Source organism: Mesorhizobium sp. C372A, assembly GCF_030323245.1.
Taxonomy (GTDB): domain Bacteria; phylum Pseudomonadota; class Alphaproteobacteria; order Rhizobiales; family Rhizobiaceae; genus Mesorhizobium.
The window spans coordinates 4,876,536-4,894,688 of sequence record NZ_CP100475.1 but is presented as its reverse complement, the minus strand read 5'-3'; the positions used below and the strand labels follow the sequence as shown (position 1 = coordinate 4,894,688).

15 protein-coding genes and 1 pseudogene are annotated in these 18,153 nt (G+C 61.9%); 3 read left to right on the top strand and 13 right to left on the bottom strand.

Annotated elements, in window-relative coordinates; genetic code table 11:
- Window positions 1-45: 45 nt before the first annotated feature.
- The 4 genes from NLY42_RS23580 to NLY42_RS23565 all read right to left on the bottom strand — a co-directional run bounded on the left by NLY42_RS23580 (window position 46) and on the right by NLY42_RS23565 (window position 3,519).
- The gene (locus tag NLY42_RS23580) at window positions 46-735 is read right to left on the bottom strand and encodes a hypothetical protein (RefSeq protein ID WP_156933808.1); all 690 of its coding nucleotides are present in this window, start codon (window positions 733-735) and stop codon (window positions 46-48) included.
- 184 nt (window positions 736-919) lie between these two features.
- Window positions 920-1,183, bottom strand: a complete 264-nt coding sequence (locus NLY42_RS23575; RefSeq protein ID WP_198022190.1) for a MerR family transcriptional regulator — start codon at window positions 1,181-1,183, stop codon at window positions 920-922.
- Window positions 1,184-1,467: 284 nt separating this feature from the next.
- Complete coding sequence (locus NLY42_RS23570) at window positions 1,468-2,724, bottom strand: tyrosine-type recombinase/integrase (RefSeq protein WP_023754360.1); 1,257 nt, start codon at window positions 2,722-2,724, stop codon at window positions 1,468-1,470.
- 243 nt (window positions 2,725-2,967) lie between these two features.
- Complete coding sequence (locus tag NLY42_RS23565) at window positions 2,968-3,519, bottom strand: hypothetical protein (RefSeq protein ID WP_031244669.1); 552 nt, start codon at window positions 3,517-3,519, stop codon at window positions 2,968-2,970.
- Between the two features lie 87 nt (window positions 3,520-3,606).
- On the opposite strand from NLY42_RS23565, the gene NLY42_RS23560 reads away from it, so the two are divergent.
- Window positions 3,607-4,428 carry a M15 family metallopeptidase gene (locus NLY42_RS23560; RefSeq protein ID WP_050595682.1) on the top strand — a complete coding sequence of 274 codons (822 nt, stop codon included), beginning with the start codon at window positions 3,607-3,609 and terminating at the stop codon, window positions 4,426-4,428.
- Here NLY42_RS23560 and NLY42_RS23555 read toward each other — a convergent pair whose 3' ends face one another.
- The 5 genes from NLY42_RS23555 to NLY42_RS23535 form a co-directional block, all read right to left on the bottom strand.
- On the bottom strand, window positions 4,429-5,199 hold the full coding sequence (locus NLY42_RS23555; protein ID WP_023690227.1) for an SDR family oxidoreductase: 771 nt from the start codon (window positions 5,197-5,199) through the stop codon (window positions 4,429-4,431). It abuts the gene before it with no gap.
- A 13-nt stretch (window positions 5,200-5,212) separates the two neighbouring features.
- A complete protein-coding gene (locus NLY42_RS23550) occupies window positions 5,213-6,208 on the bottom strand; it encodes an ABC transporter permease (protein ID WP_023754363.1) in 996 nt (331 codons plus the stop codon).
- Between the two features lie 160 nt (window positions 6,209-6,368).
- The gene (locus NLY42_RS23545; RefSeq protein WP_023684845.1) at window positions 6,369-7,409 is read right to left on the bottom strand and encodes a sugar ABC transporter substrate-binding protein; all 1,041 of its coding nucleotides are present in this window, start codon (window positions 7,407-7,409) and stop codon (window positions 6,369-6,371) included.
- 41 nt (window positions 7,410-7,450) lie between these two features.
- Entirely contained in the window at window positions 7,451-8,215 is a 765-nt protein-coding gene (locus NLY42_RS23540) for an ATP-binding cassette domain-containing protein (protein WP_023754364.1), read from the bottom strand.
- The gene (locus NLY42_RS23535; protein WP_023754365.1) at window positions 8,212-9,378 is read right to left on the bottom strand and encodes an ROK family transcriptional regulator; all 1,167 of its coding nucleotides are present in this window, start codon (window positions 9,376-9,378) and stop codon (window positions 8,212-8,214) included. The genes NLY42_RS23540 and NLY42_RS23535 overlap by 4 nt, the downstream gene beginning before the upstream one ends.
- A gap of 209 nt (window positions 9,379-9,587) precedes the next feature.
- Here NLY42_RS23535 and NLY42_RS23530 point away from each other — a divergent pair, with 209 nt between their 5' ends.
- On the top strand, window positions 9,588-10,769 hold the full coding sequence (locus NLY42_RS23530; RefSeq protein WP_023754366.1) for a M24 family metallopeptidase: 1,182 nt from the start codon (window positions 9,588-9,590) through the stop codon (window positions 10,767-10,769).
- Between the two features lie 47 nt (window positions 10,770-10,816).
- Here NLY42_RS23530 and NLY42_RS23525 read toward each other — a convergent pair.
- From NLY42_RS23525 to NLY42_RS23515, 3 genes and pseudogenes are all read right to left on the bottom strand, one after another.
- Window positions 10,817-11,074 (bottom strand): annotated as a pseudogene (locus NLY42_RS23525) (ABC transporter permease); the annotation flags it as partial.
- Window positions 11,075-11,167: 93 nt separating this feature from the next.
- Complete coding sequence (locus NLY42_RS23520) at window positions 11,168-12,451, bottom strand: M23 family metallopeptidase (RefSeq protein WP_023734514.1); 1,284 nt, start codon at window positions 12,449-12,451, stop codon at window positions 11,168-11,170.
- Window positions 12,452-12,615: 164 nt separating this feature from the next.
- Window positions 12,616-13,083 (bottom strand): peroxiredoxin, encoded by a 468-nt coding sequence (locus tag NLY42_RS23515; protein WP_023697549.1) that lies wholly within the window; start codon window positions 13,081-13,083, stop codon window positions 12,616-12,618.
- Between the two features lie 162 nt (window positions 13,084-13,245).
- On the opposite strand from NLY42_RS23515, the gene NLY42_RS23510 reads away from it, so the two are divergent.
- Window positions 13,246-16,632 (top strand): YhdP family protein, encoded by a 3,387-nt coding sequence (locus NLY42_RS23510; protein ID WP_023756450.1) that lies wholly within the window; start codon window positions 13,246-13,248, stop codon window positions 16,630-16,632.
- 17 nt (window positions 16,633-16,649) lie between these two features.
- Here NLY42_RS23510 and tyrS read toward each other — a convergent pair whose 3' ends face one another.
- Window positions 16,650-17,903 (bottom strand): tyrosine--tRNA ligase, encoded by a 1,254-nt coding sequence (tyrS, locus tag NLY42_RS23505; protein ID WP_023754367.1) that lies wholly within the window; start codon window positions 17,901-17,903, stop codon window positions 16,650-16,652.
- Window positions 17,904-18,153: the final 250 nt, after the last annotated feature.

Genomic DNA, 18,153 nt, shown 5'->3' with positions numbered 1-18,153 from the left:
ATTAGTGTATTACAAGGGGTTACTTCGATTTTATCTTGTAAATTATTATCTCGACCGCGCCGCTTTTCGACTTTTTGACTCTTCCGAATAGTTGGAATTTTGTACCAGCGGCCACTGACGAAAATTTCGTCGCCATTTTGCCGTTTTCCAACGTAAACCGGCAGGCTGGGCGCCTCTTTTCGTTCGACGCAACCTTTTTTCGTCTTTGAACGTCGTGCCTACCTCGGCGAGCCCTTTTAGGCCGCGATCTCTGGCAATGGCCGCCACTTCGCGCATGGGGGTGGCACGGGCAAAAAACGGTTCCAGGAGCTTGTAGAGGCGGCTGGATCTTCTCGTTGCGCGTTTGCCTTTGAACCCGACGGCGAGCCTGACGGAGGCGCGCAGTGCATCTTCTGGGTGACCCACGCGCGGTGCAAGCCGCTTGCGCTTTCGCCAATCTCTATGCCGGCAAAACTCGGCCCATGACGATCTGTCTTCTACGAGGAGTAGTGCGGCCGCGTAGATGGCAATCGTCGATTCCCGGACGTGGTTATGGTGGGCCTGCGACAGGGCGCTGAACTCTGACCGGCATTTGATCAGCACTTTCGCAACGCCATCACGCTTTCGCAAGCGTTTGCCAAGCTTCCGGATCTCGTCATCTTTGCGATTATTTTTCGAGGTCCGAAAGATGGACCTCGAGCTGTTTGCTTCCGCGCCGAGGGGTGCGAGATGGATCTTCTTCTGACGTGATTTCACGACAGTTTCCTTTCGATGCTGATGTGAATTTTTGAAAAAGTTAGAGGGCGCCGAGCGCACGAAATGTCGTTCGGCGTGGATCTTTTACGATGAGGAAATTTGCGTCGGTTGAGCTACCGGTAAACCGAATTGCGCGTCGAAGTGCACACGCGCAGGTGAGACTCAATGACCCACATTCACGATGCTATTCTGATTGATTTGCGTCTGAAGAATCTGATGTTGAAAAACGCAACGATGCGTTTTCAAAGGCAATCACATCGCTCATTCGATATCGCACTGAAGAGCTGATTTTCAGAAATGGGATTCCGTTTCCCGAGACGCGTTTGTTCTGCAGCGTACGTGTTGAAACACCCCAGCGAATAGCAAGCGCTTTTTCGTCAATCAGACGATCGCACAAAGCGTTTTCAACCGAGCCGAATTGAGTTTTTTGTGACTGAATTTTCTGCACAACGTGTACTCCTTTGTTCGAGTGCACACGTCCTTTACGGTGGTGAAAATCGCGCAGGTCACGCGCGGAAATTCACGCACGCATCAATCCGTGCGAAGCGCATCGGAATGCAATCGAGCTTGCAAATTTTCGACGAAAATTTCGTTGATCACAAATTACGCGGCACATCGAAATTCGCGCGACGCATCTCCGATCAGGCGAGAGAAAGCCGTCTTTACGGTGGCAAAAAATCAGGTCGGTAAATCACTCAAATTGCGCTCATGTAGATGCGCGCAAAAAAAGCGTCAGCGCCTAATTTCAATTTTCATTTTTCCAGAAATTTCATTTGCGACGGCTTCTGCAGCGGATGCCAGCGCTGCGTCCGGTCGATGAATGTATCGAGAAGTTACGCCGCGACCTTTGTGACCTAACAATCCGGCAATCGTCGAATCGGAATACCCCAGTCCTGACGCGACCGAAGCGTAGGTGTGACGGAGGACATGACACGTCACGCCTACCAGCGCTGTGGATGCGAACAGGCGTGGAGCTTCCTTGTTGAGTCCTTGGTAGCTTGAAATTCCCTTCGCTCCAGGAAAGACAAACGGGGACGATTGAATGACCGCCTGCTTACTAATTAAGTCCGACGCCCGACTTCCGATGGCCCGCAAACTGTATCCTGATTTCGTGTCAGAGAGTCGGAGGCAATGCTGGTCGCGGTCGAACTCGGACCAAACGAGCTTGGCGATTTCGCTTGATCGGCAGCCCGTAAGGCTGAGTAGCTCGATAATGACCAGCGCATAAGGGTGAAAGGCTTTGTCGGCCCGGTCCGTGCCTTTTCGGAGCTGGGTTCCCAGCGCAGCTAATTCGTCATCGTTGAGAAAACGCTGTTTTGCCTCGCTGCGGAACCGTCGGACCCCATGAACTGGGTTCTTGTCAATGATGGCTTCGTCGACGGCCCAGGTCATTATTCCCGACAACAGGTCGGCCACACGGGCTGCGGTGGCCGCTCCACCTGTAACCCTTGCACGACCTCTTGCTTTTGTTTTGATGTCGATTGCCGACTTGCCCAGGGCTACATCTTGGATAAGGCGCTTAACGACCTTGGGATCGACCTCCGTGACTGCTTTTGCGCCGATCAGCGGCTTGATGTGTCGCTCGATGCGACCGATATCAATTTGTAGCGTAGACGCCCTCTTGGGCCTATTGAACCTTGTCAGAATGGCACCAGCGTTTGCCACTTCCATATACCTGTCGCAAAGGTCCGAAATCGACAGTGCAGGCGTTTCGACTTTGGCATCGCGTTTGGCTTGGTTAGGGTCTACTCCGGATGCGATCTGACCAAAAAGCTTTTTGGCCTCTTGGCGCGCCTGGTCGACGGTCCACGGAGATCCAAGCCGTCCGATCGTATACCACCGCTGGTGGCCGTTGATCGCGTACTTGATCACGAACACTGCATCTCGCCGCTGTTTGCGAACACCGAAGCCGACAACGCTTCCCTTTCCGGAATCCCAAAGGACGGAGTTCCCGGGGAGTGTGTCTACATCCATCTTCGTGATAGCCATGGCCGCCCCCTAGCTACAAACTAGCAACTAGTATCGCGGGAAACAGCAGGGGCTACAAGGTAGCGTGGCATGAAATAATTGAATGAAAACAGTGTAGGAGAGGAGGCGGAGGAAGCATGGAGTAGCCAGTCCTCTTCGTTTACACCGAAGATGTCGGCGGTTCGAGCCCGTCATCGCCCACCAAGATCCCGGATTCCGGGCGCGGCCTCAAAGAGCCGCCCCCCCTTTCATGCCGGCACCAGTCTACTTCCTGATGTAGCAGGTCTTCTTCGCACGGGGAGCGGGATCCTCGTCAAAGGCATCGTTGCCGCAGCGCACGCCGTTCCTGAAAACGCCTTGCGTGAACCGACCGCGCGCTCCGTATCTGACCACTTGGCGGCCACGGAAATCACAGAACTGATTCTCCCGGGCGCAGGCCACCCATCTGCCGCGGCCCTGGCCGTAATCATCATCGCCGTAATTGTCGCCGTCGTCGTCATTGTCGCCATAGTCGTTACCGCCCCCGCGCTTCACGATATAGCAAGCCTTGTCGCGGCCGGGCGCCGGGTCCCCAAAGACGCGATTCGTACACGGCACGGCACGGCGATCGATGAAGCGCGAAGTGGTCTGCCCGCGCGCGCCGTAGACCACTTCCGAGGGGTAGGGCAGGCGGCAGATTTCGCCTTCGTCGGCGCATTTCTGCATGCGCTGGGCCGACGCGGTGGCGGGGAAAAGGATAGAAACTGACGAGGCCAGGCCGACCAGGCAAATGAATGTAAACGTCATCCGGATCAAAGCAGTGAAGGTTTTTGACATGATTTTGTCTCCCGTTCGATTCGACCAGCATGGTACAGCTGCCTTGTTAAATGCACGATGAATGAAAGCCCTCGCGGAGGCAGCACAATGATCGACTATCCACGGCGGTTGATGTTACAGCTGCTATCGGCATTGGCAATCTCTGGTATTGGGCGCTTCGCCTATGCGGGGAATGTGGGCGACGGCGTCGACCAGCCCGCCGCCAAGGCAGCCTTGCTCAAGGCCTATCCCGGCCTTTTCACCATTTCGGGCAATGTCCTGACCTGGACCGACGGCACCACCATGGTGTGGAACGACGGCAAGGCGCGCGACGCCGACGCGCTGCTTGAGAGCCCCGACATCGAAGACATGTTTCGCTACGCCTATCCCGGAGCAGCGGAGGGCGCCCTGGTCCCAGCGGAGGATTTCGATCCCGGCCGCATCCGGAACGAACCTTTCTTCGAAAAGCTCTACGGGGCAAGTGCCGCCGAGGTGGGCAAGCACATCGCCAACGTCAAATGGTTGCCGAAGCTCGGCAAGAAAACCGTGCAGGTGACCAAGGTGTTTGCCATCAACGACCGGCTGGGCAAGGTCTCCGCTGCGCTTGAGGCGATGCCCGCGGAGCTGAGCCGTTACGGGCTCAAGCCCGGCGGCGGCTTTGTCTGGCGGCCCATCGCCGGCACGGACCGGTTGAGCGTCCACTCCTTCGGGGCGGCCTTCGATATCAATGTCGGCTTCTCCGACTACTGGTACAACAACAGGAACAAAACCAACCCGAAGGCCCCCATTCCCTTCAAGAACCGGATCCCGCTGGAAATCGTGGAACTGTTCGAGAAAAATGGCTTCATCTGGGGCGGGCGCTGGTATCACTACGACACCATGCATTTCGAGTACCGGCCTGAATTGCTGCTTTACAAGAAATCCGGCTGATCACGGCGGCAGCAGCCGGAAATCCTTGCCTTCGGGGAGCAACTGGCCGCCGTCGACGACGATGGTGGTGCCGGTGATGTAGCTGGCATCGTCGGAGGCGAGGAACAGGAAGGCGTTGGCGACGTCGCGCGGACTGCCGAGGCGTCCGAGCGGGATCGAATCCTCCATGTTCTTGATGTAGGCGGCGCCGCGATGCAGCTCGATCGCTTCGGTCAGGATGTTGCCGGGCTCGACGCCGTTGACGGTGATGCCGTAGCCCGAAAATTCCAGCGCCGCCGAGCGGATGAAGCCGTTGATGCCGGCCTTGCTGGCGGCGTAGTGGCCGTGGCCGGGGCTGGTGACGTGCGGACCGGTGATCGACGAGGTGTAGAGCATGCGCCCGTAACCTTGCACCTTCATCGGCGCCAGCGCCGCCAGCGTGGCGTTGAACGTGCCGCGCAGATTGACCGCCATCACCCGGTCCCAGTCGTCCGGGCTGGTGTTTTCGATCAGCTGCCAGGGATAGATGCCGGCATTCTGCACGACGATGTCGAGGCGGCCATGGCGGCTCAGCGCCAGCGCCACCGCAGCTTCTGCATCGGCCATTTGCGAGATGTCGGTGCGAATGAAATCCGCGCCGAGCTCGTCCGCGGTCGCCTGGCCGGCCTCGGCCTCGCTGTCGGCCAGGACCAGCCTTGCGCCTTCCTCGGCAAAGCGCAGCGCAATGCCCTTGCCGATGCCGCGCGCGCTGCCGACGATAAGCGCGACCTTGTCTTGCAGCCGTCCGGTCATGTGAGCTGTCCTGTCATGCGAGTCTTTGGCGAATGGTTTGCTTGAAGGCGTCGAGCAGCACGGCGGCGAGCACCAAAAGGCCATGGATCACCTGGGTGAAATTCGCCGGCAGGCCCATCAGGTTGATTGCCGTGTTGATGGAGGAGAGCAGCAGCACGCCGGCATAGACGCCGGGCAAGGTGCCGACGCCGCCTTTCAGGCTGACGCCGCCGATGACGACCGCGGCAAAGGCGTTGAACAACAGCCCGGTGCCGAGATTGGCGGTGGCGCCCGAGGTGCGGATGGCGAGCAGCCAGCCGGCGAGGCCGGCAATGGCGCCGGCAAGTACGAAGGCGATGATCAGATTGCGGTTGACGCGGATGCCGGCGCGGAAGGTCGCGGTCTCGTTGCCGCCGATCATCACGAGGTGGCGGCCGAACGGCGTCTTGGCCATGATCAGCGAGAACAGGACGAAACAGGCGACGGCGATCCAGGCGGTCAGCGGCAGGCCGGCCATTCGCTGGATGCCGAACCAGCGGATGGCCGGCGCCAGATCCTGTGCCGAGCGGCCGCCGGAAATCACCAGCACCAGGCCGCGCACCCAGATGTAGGACGCCAGCGTGATGATGAAGGCGCTCATCTTCACCTTGACCACGAGATAGCCGTTGAAGGCGCCGATGAGGCCGCCGACGGCCAGCGCAACCAGCAGCGAAACCGGAACCATCAGCCATTGCGGATTGAGCTGTATGCCCATGCCGATGCCCGATGAGCAGAACAGGATGCCGACCGCCATGGCGCTGAGTGCGGCCACCGATTCCACCGACAGGTCCATATGGCCGGCAATGATGACCAGCGACAGGCCGATCGACATCACGCCGAGAACGCTCGAGGCCTCGATGATGTTGGCGAAGATGCCGAGCTGGAAGTAGTTGGGGATGAAGACGGAAAAGACAACCAGCACAAAGATCAGCATGAACCAGACGAGGTTGTCGAGGACGAACTCCAGGGCTTTGCGGCTGCGCGGGTTCATGGGCTGATCCGGTTGGCGCCCCCGAGAAAATCAGGCTGAGAAATCAACTCGATTTCGTCGGGTTCAGGCGCGGGTTTAGGTTCGCCACGGTGTCCTGGGACGCGGCGTCGTGAATGGGCAGGCTCCGGGCCGCAATGGCCCGGAGCGCTTCGCTAGGCGACTATTCGACAGACTTGATCGTGTCCGTCGGCGGCTTCTGGTTGCCCCAGAAGGCCGGATTGTCGACGTTTTCCTTGGTGATGGCGGCGCCCGGGATCTTGATGTTGGGGCCCCAGCTCTCCTTGGTCACGGTCGACTTCAAGCCGAGCACGTCATACTCGCCAGGCTTGATTTCCTGCTTGCCGGCGATCTTGTCCATGAACATCGCCACGGCCGCGGCCTGCGCGTAGAGCGGCTGCTCGACTTCGACATTGAGCCAGCCCTTGCGGATCAGGTCGAGACCGACCGGAGCGCCGTTCGAGCTCATCAGCATGACGTCGCCCGGCTTCTTGCCGGCGGCCTCGAGCGAGGCGACGGCTGCGACCGACAGGTGCGCGGCATGGCTGAAGATCAGGTCGATGTCGGGGTTGGCGAGCATCTGGTCGGCAACGATCGTGCCGGCGTTGCTGGCTTCCCATTGCATGGCCGGCAGCGAGATGATCTTGACGTCAGGAAACGCCTTCAACTTCTCCTCGAAACCCTTCTGGATGTCGAGCGTGTAGGGATCGCCGGGATCGCCGAGCACCTGCAGGATCTTGCCCTTCACAGAACCGTTCTTGGCGGTCAGAAGCTTTTGCGCCTGCTCGGCGGCGACGTAGCCGATCTCGACCGTGCCCGCCACCGAGGTGAAATCGGACGGGGTCGAGGTGATCTGGCGGTCGAACTCGACCACCGGGATGCCGGCCGCACGCGCCGCTTCGATGGACGGCTTCAGCGCGTTGAAATCGACGGCGGCCAGGATGATCGCCGCCGGCTTCAGCGCAATGACGTCGTTCATCTGCGATTGCTGCGCGTCGGTCTTGTTGTCGGCGTTGAGTGTTTTCACCTCATAGCCGACCTGCTTGAGGAACAGCTCCAGCGCGCTCACCGAGCCGGTCTGGAATTCATCGAGCAGGGTCGGGACCATATAATAGACGGTGCCCTTGGTCTGGGACATTGCCGGCGTGAGCGAGGCAAGAGCCAGTGCCAGGATACCGAAGACAAGAACCAGTATTCGCTTCATGTCGTTCGCTCCTCTTTTATACCGGACCCCTCTTTTGTCCCTCAACCTGCCGGTCCGGCACCGGCAAGCGTCTCACCGGTGATCATGTTGATCACCGCATCGGGACTTGTTTTGTTGCGTGCGACATCGCCGGCCACGACGCCTTGCCGGATCACCACGATCCGGTCGGCGACCTGAAAAGCCTGTTGCATGATATGGGTGATGATGACGACGCCGATGCCCTGGTTGGCCACTTGGCGGATCATCTCGAGACCGCGCCGCGTCTGTTCGACGCCGAGTGCTGCAAACGGCTCGTCGAGCAGCACAAGCTTGCCGCCCCAATGTACGAAGCGGTTGAGTTCGATGGCTTGGCGTTGGCCGCCCGAGAGGTGCTCGACATTGGTGCGTAGCGATGGGATGCGGGTGCCGGCACTTGCCAGCGCCTTGCCGACGACGGCCTCCATGGCGCGCTCGTCGAGGATCGGGATGCCGAGAACCTTGCGGGTAATCTCGCGGCCCATGAAGAAATTGGCGACAACGTCGACATTGGTGCACAGCGACAGGTCCTGGTAGACGGTCTCGATGCCGGCAGCCTTGGCCTCGGCCGGCGATTTCGCCAGGAACTCCTTGCCCTCGAACAGCATGCGGCCGGAGCTCGGCTCGAGGCCGCCGGCGATGATCTTGACCAGTGTCGACTTGCCGGCGCCATTGTCGCCGAGCAGCGCCACGACCTCGCCCTTGCCGATTGAGAAGCTGATGCCTCTCAGCGCATGGATGGCGCCGTAATTCTTGGTGACGTTTTCGAGTACCAGCAGCGGTTCGGTCATGCCGCCACTCCCTTGCTGTGCATGAGGTCTGGCCGGCGCTCGCGCTCGGCAATGAACATCTGGCCGAAGCGCGGCGACAGCACGCCCGAAACGGCCAATGCGGCAGCGCCCCGCAGCACCGAATGCTTGCCGCCGGTCGCCACCGTCACGCGCGGTGTCTTGCGGTCGCGCCGCGCCGAGACCGAATTGGGAAGCTGTCCCGCCGCGCCGACCAGCTTTTCGAGCAGGTCGGTGGGGGCAAGCCCGCCGAGGATGACGGTTTCGGGGTCGAACACATTCTCGATGGTGACGATGGCGTTGCGGAAGATCGGTACGATCTCGGCCACCCAGGCGGCGTCGCTGATGTTGCGGCGGCGACGTGCTTCGAGCGAGAGATACCGTTCGAGGCAGCCGCTGTTGCCGCATGGGCAAGGCTCGCCGCCCGGAACGGCAGGGATGTGTCCGATTTCGCCGGCATTGCCCCAGGCGCCGCGCATCACCGCGCCGTCATGCACGATGACGCCGCCGAGGCCGACGCCGAAATAGAGGTAGTAGTATTCGGAATAACCGGAGCCGAGACCGTAAAGCCGTTCGCCCATGGCCGCCGCGGCCATGTCGGTTTCGAAGAAGGCCGGCAGCCCGGTCGACGCGGCCAGCCGTTCCGGCAGCGCGACATCCTTCCAGCCGGCCATGGTCGTCGGGCCGACGAAGCTCATCGACTCCACGCCGAACGGTCCAGGTAGCGCCATGCCGATGCCGAGCACGCGTCCGCCGGGCCGCAGCGCGGTCAGCTCGGGCACCATCGCGCCGATCAGCTCGAAGGCATGGTCGGGCGTTGCATGCGGCGCCTCGCGATGCATGCTCTCGATCACATCGCCGCTGAGATTGATGAGCGCCGCGTCGATCCCCAGCGGGGTGAGGTGGACGCCCACGGCATAGCCGCCCTCGGGGTTGATCCTGAGCGTCGCCGGCGGCAACCCGCGTCCGCGCGGCTCCTCGCGCAGCGACAGCACATAGCCATGCTCTTCGAGTTCGCGAACGATGGTCGATACGGTCTGGACGGTGAGGCCGACCCGGCTGGCAATGTCGCCGCGAGCGATGGGACCGTGAAGGCGGATGGACTCCAGCACGATGCGCCGATTGTAAGGCCGCCCGAACTCCTGATTGGTCCCCCGCAGTGCCATGTCCGCGCCCCTTAGGAAGGCCAAGACTTGCACAGGCAATTTATTCAGTCAAATGGAATTCAAAAATAATTCGTGACGGTTCCGAACGCGGTGCAGGACCTGTCCCATTCGTCGCGCTGGCCGATTGCAGCCGGGCTGAAACCACCGCAATGGTGAATGACGTCAGGCGGGCGCGGGGCTCGCCGGCCAACAATCCAGCAGGAAAACCGATGATCGAATTGCCTTTTGCGCGCGATGAGTACCAGCGGCGGCTCCAGAAGATCCGCGCCGAGATGGCGGCGCGTGGGCTCGAACTGCTGGTCGTCAACGATGTCGCCAACCAGCATTACATCACCGGCTATGACGGCTGGTCGTTCTACACGCCGCAGGTCGTGCTGGTCCCGATCGAAGACGAGGCCGAGCCGGTCTGGATCGGCCGCGCCATGGATGCGGCAGGCGGCTTGCTGACGGCCTGGATGAAGCCGGAGAATGTGGTCGGCTTCCCCGAGGACCACGTGCAGCGCGCCGATCGCCATCCGATGGACTGGATAGCGGCCTGCATCGTCGCCAAGGGCTGGGGCGCGAGACATATCGGCATCGAGCTCGAAGCCTATTATTTCTCGCCGAAGGCGCATGCCCGGCTCGTCGCCGGCCTGCCCAATGCGAAATGGCACGACGCCGATCTGCTGGTGAACTGGATCCGCGCCGTCAAATCCGCGCCCGAAATTGCTTATCTGCGCAAGGCGTCGACACTTGCCGAATCGGCGGTTTCGCGGGCCTTCGAAGTCATCGCGCCAGGCGTGCGCGAATGCGATGCGATTGCCGCGATCCAGGCGGCGCAGATTGCCGGCAGTCCAGACTTCGCCGGCGACATCACGGCACTGCCGCCGACCATCCTCGGCGGCGAGAATGCATCGGCTCCGCACATCATGTGGAGCGATCGGCGCTTCGGCAAGGACGAAACGATTGCGCTCGAACTTGCCGGTGTCTGCCGCCGCTATGCCGCAGGCCTCGCCCGAACGATGCAGCTCGGCAAGACGCCGGCCCGTGTCGCCGACACCGCAAAGGCGGTGATCGAAGGCATGGATGCGGTGCTCGACGCGGTCAGGCCGGGGACCACAGCCGAAGCGGTCGAGGCCGCATGGCGCAAGGTTATCCAGCGCTACGGGCTGAAGAAGGAATCGCGCATCGGCTACTCCATCGGCGTCGCTTATCCCCCGGATTGGGGCGAGCACACGATCAGCCTGCGGCCCGGCGACAAGACCGCGCTGCAACCCGGCAACGTCCTGCACTCCATTCTTGGCATGTGGATGGATGGCTGGGGCATCGAGATCAGCGAGACCATTCTGGTGACCGAGACCGGCCATGAGACGCTGACCAAATTCCCGCGAGACATCCATGTCAAATCCTGACCGGTCAGCCACGACGGACGCCACCGCGACCCGCCTGACGCATCTGCTCAATATTGGATCGTCCGGCGCTCGATCAGCACCACAAGACAAAACAGGACGATCGACAGGCCCGATGACAGCACGATCGCCGCGTAGAGGCGGTCCGACTGGTAGTTGAAGGACGCCTGGACGATCAGCGCGCCAAGTCCTTGGTCGGAGCCGATCCATTCGCCGACAATGGCGCCGATCACGGCGGTGGCCGAGGCAATCCTCAGCGATGAGAACAGCATCGGCAAAGCGCGCGGCAGCCGCAGGCTCCAGAACGTGACGCCGGAGCACGCGATGTCGGATTGCCAAACAACAGGATGGTACAACGGGTGAAGGAGGCGGGGGCGTGCAACCAGCCGCCTGGCTTGACCCTACAGATACTGCTCGACCTTCTTGCCGACGGTCAGGAAGCGCAGCGGGTCGATGGCCTCGCCATTGTGGCGGACTTCGTAGTGCAGGTGCGGGCCGGTCGAACGGCCGCTGCTGCCGGTTTTGCCAATGATGTCGCCGGCTGCGAGTTTTTGGCCGACGGCAACGTCGATCTCGCTCAGATGGCCGTAGCGCGTGGCAAAGCCGTTGCCGTGATCGACCTCGACCATGCGGCCATAGCCGCCGTTCCAGCCGGCCTTGGTAACGATTCCGGCCGCCGTGACCTTGGCTGCCATGCCGACCGGCGCGCGGAAATCCATGCCCGAGTGCAGGGCAGCGGTGCCGAGGATGGGGTCGGTGCGCACGCCGAACGGGCTGGTGACGGAGTGGCCCGGCGCCGGGTTGGCGAGCGGCAGCCGCCGCGCCTCCTTCTTCAACTGGTCGAGCGTATCCAGCGCCTCGTCCAGTTCCTTGACCTTGCTGTCGAACATCATCGAGCTGTCAAGCGGGATCAGCGGCCCGCCGACATCGCTTTCGTTCTTGCCGAAATCGCTGTCGACCGGCAGGCCGGCCGCCTGGAGCGCCTGGGTGATGGCGTCGGCGTTCTTGTAGGCATTGTCGGCCAGGGTCTCGATGCGGGTGAGTTGCTGGCTTTCGATAGCCTTCAGTGAATCATTGATCGAGACGAACAATTTGTCGGCGCGGTCCGCAGCCGTTTCGCTGGGCAGCGGGTCGGAGCGTGTCGACCACAGCGAGAATGGCCTGGTGTCGCCCGAACCGAGGCTGGCGACCGAATAGGCGAGTGGCTCGCCGCCAGTCAGTTCGGCATGTTCGTCGGGTTTTGTTGTCGCTGCGGCATCAGCGGTTGGCAGCGTCCCGACTTCGTTTTCGGCCCGCTCGAGAATCGGGCCGAGGCGGCCATGGCGCTGGCTGAGCTGGCTCTGCCGCTCGATCAATTCGCTGACCTTGGTTTCCATCAGTTTTTGGTCGAGAAGCTGGCGGCTGGTGATGCGGTCGACCTGCGCGCGCAATGCGGAAATGCGATCTTCATAGGCCTGCTGCATGCGCGCCTGCCGGGCCGTGGTGGCGCCGATCAGATCGTCGCGCAGTACGAGATAGGAGGTCGCCAAGAGATAGCCGATGGCGATCGCCGCCAGTGCCGAGCCGAGAAAGGCGACGAGCCACGGCCGGATGGTGAAATGCCGTATTTCATTGCCCCGCGCAATGATGACCGTATGCGGCTCCTTGCGCCTGCCGAAGACCGCTGACTGACCGGTTAGGTTCACGGGACCAAGCTTTCATTACGACACCAACGAAGCCCGATTACACATTATTAGGGTTAACAAAGTTTTGCCGTCGCGGGCGCGCTAGTGACCAACGGTGTCAGCCAACCGCATATACGTCTTATGCCCCTAATGCACTGCGCGGCGTTGGCCAGATCGGTGGCGCCTCAGAGCGCGCGGACCGCCTCCAGCACTGCTTCGGCATGGCCTTTCACCCGGACCTTGCGCCAGATCCCGGCGATCCGCCCGTCCTTGCCGATCAGGAACGTCGCCCGCTCGACGCCCATATAGTTGCGGCCATACATCGTCTTCTCGACCCACAGATTGTAGGCCTCGATCACCTTGCGCTCCTCGTCGGCAACCAGGTCGACGGTGAGGTCGTATTTGGTTTTGAACTTGTCGTGCTTCTTCACGCTGTCCGGCGACAGGCCGATCACCACGGCGCCGGCCTTTTCGAACTCCGGCTTCAGCTGCGAAAAGCTGATCGCCTCATTGGTACAACTTGTGGTGTCGTCCTGCGGATAGAAATAAAGTACAACGGGCTTCCCCCGCATCGAGGCAAGGCTGAGTGAGCCGCCGCCGTCGCGCGGAAGATCGAATTGCGGCGCAACGTCGCCAACGTCGAGATCAGCCATATCGATGCCCTTGTTTGAGGTTACGCGGCCCTAAATCAAAGAGATAGAGCATGATGTCGTCCGAAAACCGCCTCACACTTTTCGGCATCATGCTCTAGCCTGCGTCGTTATAGTGTCGGGCGGGGATTCGTCCACGATCGAATTCGCACAACGGAAAATTGCGTGGATCAGGAAGAACCGCAGCACGAGAAAATCCGGTTCAGGCGTGACGAGATCACCGACCTGGGGGCTTTCCCGTCCGCTTGCCGCGTGCCGCCGCTCGGCAAGGCACGGATCGGCCGCGGCTTTCGCATCCTTGCCCGGCTGTTTGCCGGCATTGGAGCCCTTGTGCTGCTGGCAGCGGCCGCCGTCTACGTCATCGGCGCCACCGGCATCGGCAACGAACGGCTGCGGTTGGAAGCCGAAACGGCGATCGAGAAACTGGCCGGTTTCGACGTCAAAGTCGCCGTCGGTCCTGCCAGCCTGACACTTGACGGATCGAGCTTCATTGCGCTGCAGGTCAAGGATGTCAGCGTCGAGACGGCCGACGGCAAGCCGATGGCCGATGCCGGGCGCGTCCGCTTCGGCATCCGGCTGATCCCGCTGCTTTCGGGCGAGGTTCGGCTGACCAGCGCCAGGATTTCCGACGCCCATATCGTCACCGCGGCAATGCCGTCGGGTGGTGACTGGACAGCGCGTCTGCGCAATCAAGACGGTCTCATCGATCCGGAAAAACTGGCCGCCGCCGTCTTCAGTGACGTCAATCGTGCACTCGATGCCGTGCGCGAGGATTCGATGCGCCGCATCGATCTCAAAAATGTCGCATTCGAGCTGCCCGAGGCCGGATCGGTCAAGCTGGTCATGATCGCCAACGCGACGGTGCTGCAGTCGGGCCCCGGCAGCGTGGAGTTCTCGTCCGAGGCGGATGTCGATGGCCGCGCGCTCACCGTCACGGCCACCGCCACCCGCGATACGAGCTCGATGCGCGTCACCGCCTTGAACGCCGCCATCGACATGGCGGATGTCGCGGAGACAACGCCGGCGGCCGGCGGGCGAACCGGCGCGATTGCTTTGAAGCTCACCGGATCCGAAGGCTCGGGCGAGACCGATTCGCGGCTGACGGGCTCGCTGTCGCTAACCGGCTCGGTGCTCGACCTCGGCACACGCGGGCTGTTGCCGGCCGATGTCGATGTCGACGCCGCCCTTGTCTCCGGCTCCAACAAGATCGATGTCGGCAGGCTGGTTCTAAAGACCGGGCGCTCGGCGTTCAATTTCGCCGGCTCGATCGGGCCAAAGCCGTCGACCGGCGCGGCCGGCGAGGAGCCTTCCTATCGTTACGACCTGACCAGCGACGGCTCGACGCTGGCGCCTTCGGAATCGCCCGAGCCGGCGCTGAATTTCTTCGCCCGCATCGCCGGCGTCTATCAGATCAAGAGCCGCAAGCTTGTCGCCGACCAGATCGGCATCAGGTCGGGATCGGGGAGCGAAGTGCTGGGAACCGCTGCGGTTTCCTTCATCGACAACGGACCGCCGGGTATCTCGGTGTCGCTCAACGTCCACGACATGGCGGTCTCGCACGTCAAGCAATTGTGGCCCTGGTTCTCCGCCAAGAACGCGCGGCTGTGGGTGCTGCAGAACCTGTTTGGCGGCCGCGTCGTCGATGCCAGCCTGCAGTTCCAGGTCGTGCCAGGACGTCTCGGCAACGGCGTGCCGCTTTCGGCCGACGAGGTGTTCGGCCGCTTCCAGGTCGAGGGCTCGCGTTTCGACACCGCCGGCCGCATCCCGCCGATACGCGATGCCGTCGGCGTCGTTTCCTTCCACGGCAACGATGTCGACGTCGCGCTGTCCTCGGGCAGCGTCTATATGCCGAGCGGCCGCACCGTGGCGGCAAGCAATGGCACACTGTCGGTAAAGGCGGCAAACCACCCGCCGGTGATCGGCGCGCTCGACATCGACGTCGCCGGTGAGGCGCCGGCCATCGCCGAACTTGCCTCCTACGAACCGATCAACGCCATGCGCCATGTCGGCATCTTGCCGGACGACCTGTCGGGCACGGTGACCGGCCACGTCAAGGCCGACATTCCGTTGCAATCCGGCGTCGACACGTCGAAGCTCGATTGGCTGGTATCGCTCGACTACAAGGACCTGTCGCTCGCCAAGCCATTCGAAGGCCAGATGGTGACCGATGCCGACGGTTCGATCGAAGTCGGGCCTGACAAGGCGGTGATCTCTGCCAAGGCGCGGCTGAACGGCATTCCAGCCGAGCTCGATCTGGTCGAGCCGCTCAGGGATGGCGGCCCGCCGCGCAGCCGCAAGGTGGCGCTTGTGCTCGACGACAAGACGCGCGCCATCGCCATGCCTGGCCTGTCGCCGCTGATTTCCGGCACCATCAAGGTGGCAATCGACAAGAGCGGCGAAGGCGGCAGCCAGAACGTCGACGTCGACCTGACGAGCGCCAGGCTGGACATTCCCTGGGCAGGCTGGAGCAAGGGGCCGGGCATTCCCGCCAATGCCACTTTTACCATGAGCAAGTCCGGCGATACCACGACGCTGTCCGACTTCGACCTCGACGGAAAGAGCTTTTCGGTCGAAGGCGATGTCGTCCTGGTCAAGGGCGCGCTGTCTTCGGCCCGCTTCAGCAAGGTCGCCTTGAACCGTGGCGACGATGTCGCCGTGACGGTGAAGCGGTCGGGCAAGGGCTTTGCCGTCGATGTCAGCGGCAACGCGCTCGATGCCCGCTCGCTGATCAAGCAGTTCACCTCCGATGTCGATACCGCCACCAAAACCACCGGCACGGACGCGGTTTCGGTCAGCGCCGACGTCAATTCGCTAACCGGGTTCCATAACGAGGTCCTGTCCAATTTGAAGCTCGACTACAGTGCCGCCGGCTCCAGGGTGAACAGGCTCAAGGTCAGCGCCGCGGCAAGTTCCGGCGCCGCCATCACCATCAGCAATACGGCAGGCAATGGTGCTCGCGCGCTCACCATGAAGTCGGCCGACGCAGGCGCCATATTGCGCTTCCTCAACATCTACGAGCATATGGAAGGCGGATCGATCACGCTGGCGCTCAGCGGCGCAGCCGACGGCCCGATGCGGGGCCAGGTCGATTCGAGCAACTTCTTCATCGTCAATGAACCGAAGCTTGCGTCGATCGTATCGACCACGCCAACCGGCGACAGCCGCAGCCTGAACGAAGCGGTCAAGGGCAAGATCGACACCTCGCGGGTAAAATTCGAGCGCGGCTTTACCGAGATCGACAAGGGGTCGGGCTATTTGAAATTGGCGAATGGCGTGCTGCGCGGCCCGCGCATCGGCACCACCTTCCAAGGCACGCTCTACGACCAGAACAACAATATGGACATGACCGGAACCTTCATGCCGGCCTATGGCCTCAACCGCATCTTCGGCGAGTTGCCGTTGGTCGGCGTTCTGCTCGGCAACGGCCGCGACCGAGGCCTGATCGGCGTCACCTACCGGCTTAAGGGCAACGCCAACAAGCCGGTGCTGGACATCAACCCGCTATCGGTAATCGCGCCGGGCATTTTCCGGTCGATCTTCGAGTATCGCTGAGGATCCCAGAAGACGGCTCAGGCAGGCCGCACAAGCACGTGCTTTTTCTTGCCCACTGAAAGCTTTGCGACGTTTTCCGGACTCAAATCCCGAGGCGTCACCATCCGCCGGTCGTCCGCCACCGGCTGGTCGTTGAGGCGCACGGCGCCACCCTGTATGTGACGCCTTGCCTCGCCGTTGGACCCGGCAAGGCCCCCGCTGACCAGCAGCGACAGGATGCCGATGCCGGCTTCCAGCGCGGCGCCGTCCACTTCCACGGTCGGCAGCGTTTCGGCTGTCACGCCTTCCTCGAAGGTCTTGCGCGCGGTCTCCTCGGCTTGTTGCGCCGCCTCGCGGCCGTGCACGATGGCCGTGGTTTCGGTGGCCAGCACCTTCTTGGCCTCGTTGATCTCCGAGCCGCCAAGGGCGGCCAACCGCGCGATCTCCGAAAGCGGCAGCCGGGTGAAGATCTTCAGGAAGCGCTCGACGTCGGCATCCTCGGTGTTGCGCCAGTATTGCCAGAAATCATAGGGCGAGAAGAGGTCGCCGTTCAGCCACACCGCGCCCTTGGCCGATTTGCCCATCTTGGCGCCCGACGATGTCGTTAGCAGCGGCGTGGTCAGCGCATAAAGCTGCGGCGTGCCCATGCGGTGGCCGAGATCGACGCCGTTGATGATGTTGCCCCACTGGTCCGAACCGCCCATCTGCAGCCGGCAGTCGTGGCGGCGGCTGAGCTCGACGAAATCATAGCCTTGCAGGATCATGTAGTTGAATTCGAGGAAGGACAGCGACTGTTCGCGCTCGAGCCGCAGCCTGACGCTGTCGAAGGTCAGCATCCGGTTGACCGAAAAGTGGCGGCCGACATCGCGCAGGAACTCGACATAGTTGAGCTTCATCAGCCAGTCGGCATTGTTGACCATGATGGCGTCGTTGCCAGTGTCGCCGAAGCGCAGGATGCGGCCAAAAATTCGCTTGATGCCCTCGATGTTGGTGGCGATCGCCTCGGGCGTCAAAAGGCTGCGCTGGTCGTCACGGAAGGACGGGTCGCCGATCATCGAGGTGCCGCCGCCCATCAGTGCGATCGGCCGGTGGCCGGTCTCCTGCATCCAGTAGAGCATGGTCGCCGATATCAGATTGCCGATGTGCAGGCTGGTCGCCGTGGCGTCGTAGCCGACATAGGCGGTCACGGTTTCCTTCGCGAAAAGTTGATCCAGCCCGGTCTCATCCGAAATCTGGTGGATGAAGCCGCGCTCGCTCATGACGCGCAGGAAATCGGACTTGAAGGCGGGCATTGTTTCTTCCTGAAAGCGCCGGGTCCGAAAGGCCCGGCATGGCCTGAACGCGGGCGTTTAGCATCCAAGCGCGTCAAGCAAAAGTGGTTTCCGATTTTGCGCCGGCATGGACAGCCTATTCTGCACTGCCGCGCATGCTTGCTTCATCCTGTCGGCTGGCGTAATGAGGCGCCGCGCCAACGGGTTCGATCCGCTGGAACGGCACCGCACGGCATCCACCGAATGCCATATCTTGTGACAGAGCCCGACG